Here is an 8319-nt window from a genome sequence, read left to right as displayed (position 1 = left end):
AAATAGAGGGTTTAATAATATGTTGTTTGATTATATTTTGATTATCTTTCCTTGGATTGAGTTTTTCTTTGCTTTTCAAAACAATGTTGAATGATTTTTACCTGATCATTTCGATTTAGTTTTGTATATTGGATTGCTACATTTTTTCTTTCTTGATTTTTCATGATTCGAATAATTCTACCTTGAAAGGTTATAGGTTCTTCATCCTTACTTTGGGTATTTGGAACAAATAAGGTTCCTGTTATCTGCTCCCCCTCTTGTAAGGGAAAATCCAACTTACTAGAAAATAATGCTCCGCCAGCACTAATATTGATTGTATGTAGTTCATACTCATTAATCATTAGTCTTAAATTTGAGTTTACTCTAAAATTTTCTCTTTGCTGAATCTTTACGATTTCACTTTCCTTTGGCTTTGTTAAGCGCAATAACGGAATGGTATCTTTGGTCCTGCCAATAATCTCTGTTTGAAATTCGTATTTATTCCCAACCGCTAAAAAGGTTACTTCTAATTTGGTTCCGATGGATAATAGTCCGATTATTTCTCGATCTAATGGGATACTGATATATATCTCCGCTTCTCCCACTTCAGCAACATTGGATTTGCAAGTCAAGTCATGGCCTACAAGTTCAATGTTTATTTTTTGGTTTACATTTGGATACATAATGTCCTCCTAAAACAAATAATTCAATTAAATAATGACTATTTCTATTATCGGAAAATGGTAATAAAAGTTAAGTGTTTTTTCCAAATTTTTAACAAAAAAAGCCTTCACAATAATAATTGTGAAGTCCATGAACTATCGTAAGAAATCTACTAGCGACGGTTGAATAATTCGTGCTCCTACAGATAGAGCAGCACGCTGAACATTCTCTTGGGTCTTTAGGTTGGTAATCACTTCTGCCATGTCTACATCCTCTTCACCGGATAATAAGCGTGTTGTTGAAACTTCAAGACCCTCAAGACGAGAAATACTTAGTTCCATCCGGTTCATCCGTGCTCCTAATTCTGAGCGTTCTTTCAAGACATTATCCATTTGACTATCTAATTGTGCTAAGTGCTCAGAAGAGCTTGCATTCGGGGATCGGAAATCCGCAACAATATCGGAAAGGACTTTAAAGATCCCCCCAGCGCCGTCATTGTTAAAAACATCGGTCCCTTTAACATTTATTTGCACTGAGTTATTTTGTCCGACTACTAGTTCAATTTTTTCAGTGTTATTGTTTGTAAATTCATTGGTGGTACTGTTATAAGGAGGTGTTTTTACATCTGAGCCGGCAAAAATAAATTTTCCAGCAATCTGCGAATTCGAAATTTCACCCAAATGCTCTTTTAACTGATTGATTTCTTCCGCAATCGCAATCCGGTCACTTTCACTATTTGTACCATTTAAACCCTGGACAGTAAGCTCACGCACCCGTTGAAGCACGGAGGTTACCTCATCTAGCGATTCATCGGTACTCGTCATCCAAGAAATACCGTCATCCGCATTTCTTTTATACTGATCAATTTCATTTAACGAGGAACGGTAAAACATGCTGCGGACAGCCGTTACTGGATTATCCGAAGGTCTATTTATTTTTCTGCCTGATGAAACCTGTTCTTGCAATTGGTCCATCGTTTTATTGGTTCGCTGTAAATTAAATAATAAATTTTGATTCAATATACTTTGAGTAACACGCAAACTCATTTTACCCCTCCTACAATCCTACCCGGCCCATGCCATTGATAATTTTATCCAAACATTGGTCCATAACCGTAACCATTCGTGCTGAGGCATTGTATGCCTGTTGGAATTTAATCATATTGGCCATCTCTTCATCTAATGACACTCCTGAGACGGATTGTCGGCGATTGTCTACCTGCTGAATAATGACTTCAGAGTTACTCTGCATACGCTGAGCTTCCTGTGAATCAATTCCGAGCTGTCCAATAATGTTCCGATAATAATCATCGGCTGTTGTGTTCGTTCCAGGGAAGGTCAGTGCAGTAAATTTAATATTGGCAATTGCTTGAGCGTTACTCCCATTTCCGGTTGAAGATTGCCCTGTAGATTCCTCTTGCGCTGCAGCTATCAAGTTCAATGAATTCATAATTTCCGGATTTACAGCCAAATCATTTGCACTCGTTCCTACAAAAAATGGCACTTTATTGGTTGATACACCGTTAATATTGTCTAAATTCATCCCACTTTGATGAACACTATTGACCGCATTGGCAAAAGTCATCGCTAGATTATTGATTTTATCCTTCATCGAAGGAATCGTAGATTTCGATGCGCCCCCTAGAATTCCATAAGATTCGATGCGCCCAAGTAATTCACCTGATGTTAAGGTAACTTGAGTATCTCCTATTTTAATAGAAGCAGGATCCACCATTCCATTTGAGGTATCTACAGTAAGCTTATTCACATTTTCCCCAGATACCAACGTAACGCCGCCCACCGAGATATCTACCACACCAGTATCCTTATTTGGAGGCGAAACCTTCACTTCGACAAGTTTCGATAGCTGGTCAATCAGGACATCCCGTTGATCATATAAATCATTAGGTTCATAGTTATTAGGTACAAGTCTTCCAATTTGATCATTGAGACTTCCGATTTGTGCAGCAAGTGAATTAACCGCATCTGTTTTTGTGGTAATAACCAGTTTTAAGTCGTCCTGCATTTGGTCTAACGACTCTGATATATGTTTAAGAGTTTCGGTTACTGCCACCCCTTTTTGGCGCACAACTGCCCTTGCCGCCGCGCTATCGGGATTTTTCGCGAGTTCTTCCCAGCCTTTCCAGAACTCGTCCATTGTAAAAGCTAATCCATCATCAGAGGGCTCGTTCAATAATTCCTCGACTTTGGTTAACGTATCACTTTTTGCTTCCCAGTAACCCAAACTCTTATTTTCGTTGCGCAATTGTACATCCAAATAATCCTCACGTAAGCGGACAAGCTTATTAACCTCTACACCGGTTCCTAACTGGATTTGCATACCAGGAATAGAAACTGGCCTAGTTGCCTGCATTTCGGCCCGTTGACGTGTGTAACCAGTCGTATTGGCATTCGCTATATTATGGCCAGTGGTAGAAAGTGCGGCTTGTTGTGCTGCCAGTCCCCTTTTTCCTACCTCTAAGCTGTGAAAGGTTGAAGTCATGCCTGTTCCTCCTAAAAATAAAACTACCTAAATCTTTGCATCCAAAATGTTGGAATAACGGTTTCTCGCATTAGGACCATAGCCAATAGCCGGTTCTTTCTTGGCGAACATGCCGATTGAGTAATGAATGTATGAAAGTGATGCCTGAATCAACTTTTGGTTACTCTCATTCAACAGGCTAATCTCTTGAATGATCGCAAGCAGTTGCTTGGCAATCTTCGTTAATACGATCCTCGAGCCCTCATCTGCCTGGACCTCAATTAATTCTTCAAGTGTAAAAGAATCTGCATGGATTCCTTTGTGTTCCATATATTTTTGTACATATTGCTTTCTAATCTGTTCAAGCTTTTGTATTTCCTCTACGCACATTCCTTCACGATACACATGGCTTTGCAGCTCCTGAATATTACCATCGACAAGAATGGTTTGCTTCCCTATGGCCAAGTCATGTAATCGTCGATGTGCGTCGACCATTGTTTCCATTGTTTGTATAATTATTTTCAGGGCTTCCATTTTCTCGTCTCCTAGATGGATGTATTCTTCCAAAACGCTGTCATTTTCTCAGCTATTTTGCTGCTATCGACTTGATAGTTTCCGCTAGCAATCTGCTGTTTTAATTCTTGAACCCGTTGTTGACGCTGTGCTTGTTCTGACTTCATTGCTTCAGAGATTTCACGGCCGCGTGAAGAGATGCTCACCTCTGCAGAAGTAGATGTCTTTTTAGTTGTGTTATTTATATTTAAACGATTCTGTTGATTTTGGTAGGAATAAAAACCATATTTTGAATCATTAATTCTCATTTCGAGTCCCTCCTATTCCTTTATTAATCATTATCGGCAGTTATAAAAAAAAGTTTAGACCCAAATTTATATAAAAAGTATTTAATTTCGTGACTACATAATCCGCATAATTGTATCAAAATCACGCATGTATTTCATTATGAATTTGAAGGAGAAAAGTAAAACAGCGGTAGGCTGACTCTTCCGCTGTTCATAAAAAAACTTATTTACGATTTTGTATTGATGGTCCCACCGATAAAATCTATTTGCAGCGCTTGCATTTGACGGAGGTATACTTCCGTTTTTCCAGGTGTATAGGTGTGATTGGGTTTATGAGGGATGACCTCGATTTCTACTCCGCCTTTTTTCCAGTCAATGCTGAGCTCTTCAGGTGTAAAGTTAATTTTTACAGATCCATAGCTTGGTAAAAATCCAATATTGAACTCAGCTGGACTAGGATTGGCGTTTGAGGTAACAATCGAATTGATCGCATCCGTTTTTTTCTCAATCGCAGCTAGTTGATCACCTTCCTGAGAGATTTCAGAAATGGCTTCAAGCCCTTCCTGTTTAGCAAACTCCGCCATATCCTCACTGAATACACTATTATTCTTAAAATTTAATTCATTCCACAACTGCTCTTGATCAATATCAAGATGGGCTGGTTTGCGGTCGATATTCATAGTAGCTGGTACCTGTTTAATCGAAAGCTCGGCAGGCATTTGTTCTATCTCTTGTACGGGCTTTGTTGTACGAAGTCCAATTTGGGCATAGGTCTGCTTTAGTTGGATTTCCGGGAGTTGCATAAATTATTCACCATCTTCATTCATTTTTTGCTGTGATTTATACCTTTTTATCCACCAGCAAACCAAGGTAGTCTGTCATTGCAGCATACATATCCAGTAATTTCTTTGATGGGATTTCTTTTACAACTTCATTGGTTTGATCATCAACAAGCGTTACATAGTACTCTTTCAACTCATCATGAAACTGGAACTTCAAATGAGTATTGGAAGCCTTTAAAAACTCATTCATACTGTTCATGACTTTTTCCGTTTTTTCTTTTGTTTTTGATTGCGATTGAGGTTGGGATTCTGGCTGTTCTTGTTTTTCTGGCAAGATCTCTTTTATTTTCGCTGTGCTTTCTACTTTAGGTACCGAATGTTCCGTATTTTGGGTTGTAGAATTGGACAACTTGTCTAACATTACACTTCCCTCCTTAAATACACCTATTTAAACCTATTATCGGATGAGAAAAGGAAATGTTTAGAGTTATTGGAAAAATTGAGTGGATAGATTTCTATTTATTTTCTTATATAGATATTTTCATATTTATGTTATGATAGAACAAATGTTCCTATTGTTGATTGGAGGAATTTATATGTCTGACCTTTCAAAAATTAATTTGGAAAATCTAAATATGATAACGGGGAAATTATTAGGAGATGGATCCATTACAAAGCAAAAAGGGCGTAAACCTCGTTTTCAATTTATTCATGCTGCAAGTGATAAAGAATGGTGTTATTATTGTTTTGAAAAATTAATGCGCACTTTGCCTCTTACCCCACCCTATTACAAGAAGGTTCACGATAATAGAACTTTAAAAGGGTACACTGAATGTTTCCAGGTTCAATCCCGAACAGATCCTTTTATTACCTGGCTGGAATCAATTTGGTATCAAGATCGAAAAAAAATATTACCTTTTAAATTTTTAGACCAATTTTTAAATGAAATTGCCTTAGCCTGGTGGTACCAAGACGATGGGCATTTATCATTCAAAAATAATATCCCCAAAAAAATTATTCTTTCCACTGACAACTTTTCCAGGGATGAAAACCTTGGACTTAGAGACCTTTTAACAAAAAGATTTAACCTTTATTTTAAACTGGATTCTCAAAACAGGCTTTTATTATACGATCAATTACAAATCAATTATTTTCTTATCTTAATCGATCCATATATTCATCCCTCAATGAAGAGAAAAATAACACCACAAAAACACCCAAAGAAAGTTGCAAAGAGGACAACGATTTACTTACCAACCACCGTTAAATTGTCTAAACCCACACAAGAGATACATAATAACCTAAAGAATCTACAATCTTTATTCGAAATAACCATGAATAGAGATAGTTATATACAATTTTATAAGGATTTCATTTTACATCATGATTTAAATCAAGAAACCAAAGGATATCAAATAATTTTTCATGAATCAGATAGTTTTATTATACAATCAATTAAAAATAAAACGGGACTCAAAGCGAGTCAAATTATTTCACTTTGCTTCCATTTAAATAAGCTAGAGGTTTCAACATCTTTCTTTAATTTATAAAGACTCCAGAAAAATCTGGAGTCTAAAATTAAAGCTATTAACGAAGAAGTTGTAGAACTCCCTGCGGCTGCTGATTTGCTTGAGCTAGCATAGCTTGAGCAGCTTGAGAAAGAATAGAGTTTTTAGTTTGGTTCATCATTTCTTTCGCCATCGTGCGAACATTTACTTTCATAAATGACCAGACTATATCTTCACCCTCTAGCATTCTAGTAGGGGTCGGGCACTTCGGATTCACAATGCTGATGACCATTGTTTCACCTATGGATTTCATCATCATAGCTTTCGCTTTAGATGGTTTATCCTAGTCGTTGAACCTTCTCCATTCTTTCGAAACAGGAGCTTGGCTGCTGATTGCCCAATCTTTTCTTTTTTTAACCATCACGCTTGTCGTTTCCAACTACGTTGTGGTAAGAAAAGCTCTAAGGGTTTTCCAGCAATTCACCCGATTATAATCACTAACCGTTACCAGTTAGGACGACTGTGCTTGTTACTGCTTATGCAGCTAAAGCATAATCTACGTCACGGATACGAGATTCCGCAGCAGTTAGGTTTTCCGAAGATGTATTCAAATTGTTGATTGAATGTTCTAGACGATTTTGGTAAGCACCTAAACGAGAACGTTCTGCAGATACTTTGTTAATTGCATTTTTAGTAATATCCATTGCAGTTCTTGAAGTAGCATCATCAGCAACACTGATAGCACCGGTATTCAAAGAAGTTGCAGTTGTATCCATCTTTGATATAGTTAGCCCTAATTGTTCTGCACCTGAAGTATTAGCTCCAATTTGAATGTTAACAACACTTTGTGCGCCAGTAGCAATTCGACCAGCAGTACCACCGCCATTAGTAGCAGCTACAAGTGTTGCTCCAGCTTGCGTTCCGTTAAGTGAGACTTTTACCCCTAGTTTATCAAAATTAAGTGTTCCAGCAGTACCATCAGCTAGAGTTACTTTTTGAGTATTACCAGCACCATCATTTAGTGTATAGTCTCCACCCGAAAAAGTTAGAGCGTAATTTGTATTTGCTTTCGCACCACTTATATCAATACCTGTTACACCATCACTACCAACTTTAATACCAGTACCACCTGCTCCATTTTTAAGCTGAACTCCAAAAGATCCATCAAGTAATGCTTTACCATTGAAGTTTGTTGAACTTGATATACGGTCGATTTCACTGTTTAACTGATTAAGCTCATCACCAATTGCTGTACGATCTTCTGTTTGAAGGTTTCCATTTGCTGCTTGTGTTGCAAGTTCGTTCATACGTTGAAGGATGTCATGTGTTTCGTTTAAAGCACCCTCAGCAGTTTGTAGTAAAGAAATTCCGTCTTGAGCATTTCGAGAAGCTTGGTCTAGCCCACGGATTTGTCCACGCATTTTTTCAGAGATTGCTAGACCTGCCGCATCGTCACCTGCACGGTTGATACGCTGTCCAGATGATAATTTCTCCATTGATTTACCTTGAGCATTTGAAGCACTTGATAACTGACGATGTGTGTTAAGTGCAGCAATATTGTGGTTAATACGCATAATAATATTCCTCCCTAGAATATATTGAATTTGATTTGTTGGGAAAAATCCCTTTAAAACTTATCTATAATAAACCCTTATGGGTTATTATCAAAATTAACTAATCAAAACTTAATTTAACTTTTACTTTTTGATTAATGGTATTTGATTTTTTTTGTACAATTCTTCTCGAAAAATACTGACTTCTTTTGGTGCATCAATAGCAAACCGGAGTAATCCAGATTCTGTTTCGAGAATGGTAACTTTTATGTTTTCTCCAATAAGTATCGAAGAATCAATTATTCTAGTCCCTTTTTTCAAAAAATCTCTATTTCCTTCATCATTTGGTACCTTAGAAATCCGGATACCCTTTGGTGCATCAATGTCGAGTCTTAATTTAGAACGAACATTTTGAACGGTAACTTTAATGACACCATCTATGATCACTGATTGCCCAATTTCTCTGCCTACAATGAGCACATTACCATCCTCCATGATTCATTTACTATTACAATTCTTATTATCGGATGATCAAAAGAATTGTTTAGTAGTT

At 37.2% G+C, this 8319-nt stretch carries 11 protein-coding genes; 1 reads left to right on the top strand and 10 read right to left on the bottom strand.

Features of this window, described 5'->3' with window-relative positions:
* Nucleotides 1-41: 41 nt before the first annotated feature.
* The 7 genes from V7137_RS28050 to flaG all read right to left on the bottom strand — a co-directional run bounded on the left by V7137_RS28050 (nucleotide 42) and on the right by flaG (nucleotide 5126).
* Nucleotides 42-662 carry a flagellar brake protein gene (locus tag V7137_RS28050; RefSeq protein ID WP_335701100.1) on the bottom strand — a complete coding sequence of 207 codons (621 nt, stop codon included), beginning with the start codon at nucleotides 660-662 and terminating at the stop codon, nucleotides 42-44.
* Between the two features lie 135 nt (nucleotides 663-797).
* Nucleotides 798-1688 carry a flagellar hook-associated protein FlgL gene (gene flgL / locus V7137_RS28045; protein WP_335701099.1) on the bottom strand — a complete coding sequence of 297 codons (891 nt, stop codon included), beginning with the start codon at nucleotides 1686-1688 and terminating at the stop codon, nucleotides 798-800.
* A 10-nt stretch (nucleotides 1689-1698) separates the two neighbouring features.
* Complete coding sequence (flgK, locus tag V7137_RS28040; protein ID WP_335701098.1) at nucleotides 1699-3144, bottom strand: flagellar hook-associated protein FlgK; 1446 nt, start codon at nucleotides 3142-3144, stop codon at nucleotides 1699-1701.
* 27 nt (nucleotides 3145-3171) lie between these two features.
* Nucleotides 3172-3657 (bottom strand): flagellar protein FlgN, encoded by a 486-nt coding sequence (locus tag V7137_RS28035; protein WP_335701097.1) that lies wholly within the window; start codon nucleotides 3655-3657, stop codon nucleotides 3172-3174.
* A gap of 11 nt (nucleotides 3658-3668) precedes the next feature.
* Nucleotides 3669-3944, bottom strand: coding sequence for a flagellar biosynthesis anti-sigma factor FlgM (gene flgM / locus V7137_RS28030; protein WP_335701096.1), 276 nt, complete (start codon nucleotides 3942-3944; stop codon nucleotides 3669-3671).
* 206 nt (nucleotides 3945-4150) lie between these two features.
* Nucleotides 4151-4726 (bottom strand): DUF6470 family protein, encoded by a 576-nt coding sequence (locus V7137_RS28025; RefSeq protein WP_335701095.1) that lies wholly within the window; start codon nucleotides 4724-4726, stop codon nucleotides 4151-4153.
* A gap of 37 nt (nucleotides 4727-4763) precedes the next feature.
* Nucleotides 4764-5126, bottom strand: coding sequence for a flagellar protein FlaG (flaG, locus tag V7137_RS28020; protein ID WP_335701094.1), 363 nt, complete (start codon nucleotides 5124-5126; stop codon nucleotides 4764-4766).
* 175 nt (nucleotides 5127-5301) lie between these two features.
* Between flaG and V7137_RS28015 the strand changes: the two genes are divergently transcribed.
* A complete protein-coding gene (locus tag V7137_RS28015; RefSeq protein WP_335701093.1) occupies nucleotides 5302-6255 on the top strand; it encodes an endonuclease in 954 nt (317 codons plus the stop codon).
* A 37-nt stretch (nucleotides 6256-6292) separates the two neighbouring features.
* Here the strand turns inward: V7137_RS28015 and V7137_RS30825 are convergent, their stop codons facing one another.
* From V7137_RS30825 to V7137_RS28000, 3 genes are all read right to left on the bottom strand, one after another.
* The gene (locus V7137_RS30825; protein WP_420490191.1) at nucleotides 6293-6529 is read right to left on the bottom strand and encodes a flagellin; all 237 of its coding nucleotides are present in this window, start codon (nucleotides 6527-6529) and stop codon (nucleotides 6293-6295) included.
* A 220-nt stretch (nucleotides 6530-6749) separates the two neighbouring features.
* A complete protein-coding gene (locus V7137_RS28005) occupies nucleotides 6750-7787 on the bottom strand; it encodes a flagellin (RefSeq protein WP_335701092.1) in 1038 nt (345 codons plus the stop codon).
* Between the two features lie 123 nt (nucleotides 7788-7910).
* The gene (locus V7137_RS28000) at nucleotides 7911-8246 is read right to left on the bottom strand and encodes a carbon storage regulator (protein ID WP_335701091.1); all 336 of its coding nucleotides are present in this window, start codon (nucleotides 8244-8246) and stop codon (nucleotides 7911-7913) included.
* Nucleotides 8247-8319: the final 73 nt, after the last annotated feature.

The organism is Neobacillus drentensis (genome assembly GCF_036962765.1).
Lineage (GTDB): Bacteria > Bacillota > Bacilli > Bacillales > Cytobacillaceae > Neobacillus > Neobacillus drentensis_C.
The sequence above is the reverse complement of the archived record's forward strand: the minus strand, read 5'-3'. Positions and strand labels throughout refer to the sequence as shown.

Bases quoted from the DNA above. Each gene is read 5' to 3' on its own strand.
- V7137_RS28050 (WP_335701100.1), bottom strand. From the start codon at position 662: ATGTATCCAAATGTAAACCAAAAAATAAACATTGAACTTGTAGGCCAT.
- flgL (WP_335701099.1), bottom strand. From the start codon at position 1,688: ATGAGTTTGCGTGTTACTCAAAGTATATTGAATCAAAATTTATTATTT.
- flgK (WP_335701098.1), bottom strand. From the start codon at position 3,144: ATGACTTCAACCTTTCACAGCTTAGAGGTAGGAAAAAGGGGACTGGCA.
- V7137_RS28035 (WP_335701097.1), bottom strand. From the start codon at position 3,657: ATGGAAGCCCTGAAAATAATTATACAAACAATGGAAACAATGGTCGAC.
- flgM (WP_335701096.1), bottom strand. From the start codon at position 3,944: ATGAGAATTAATGATTCAAAATATGGTTTTTATTCCTACCAAAATCAA.
- V7137_RS28025 (WP_335701095.1), bottom strand. From the start codon at position 4,726: ATGCAACTCCCGGAAATCCAACTAAAGCAGACCTATGCCCAAATTGGA.
- flaG (WP_335701094.1), bottom strand. From the start codon at position 5,126: ATGTTAGACAAGTTGTCCAATTCTACAACCCAAAATACGGAACATTCG.
- V7137_RS28015 (WP_335701093.1), top strand. From the start codon at position 5,302: ATGTCTGACCTTTCAAAAATTAATTTGGAAAATCTAAATATGATAACG.
- V7137_RS30825 (WP_420490191.1), bottom strand. From the start codon at position 6,529: ATGATGAAATCCATAGGTGAAACAATGGTCATCAGCATTGTGAATCCG.
- V7137_RS28005 (WP_335701092.1), bottom strand. From the start codon at position 7,787: ATGCGTATTAACCACAATATTGCTGCACTTAACACACATCGTCAGTTA.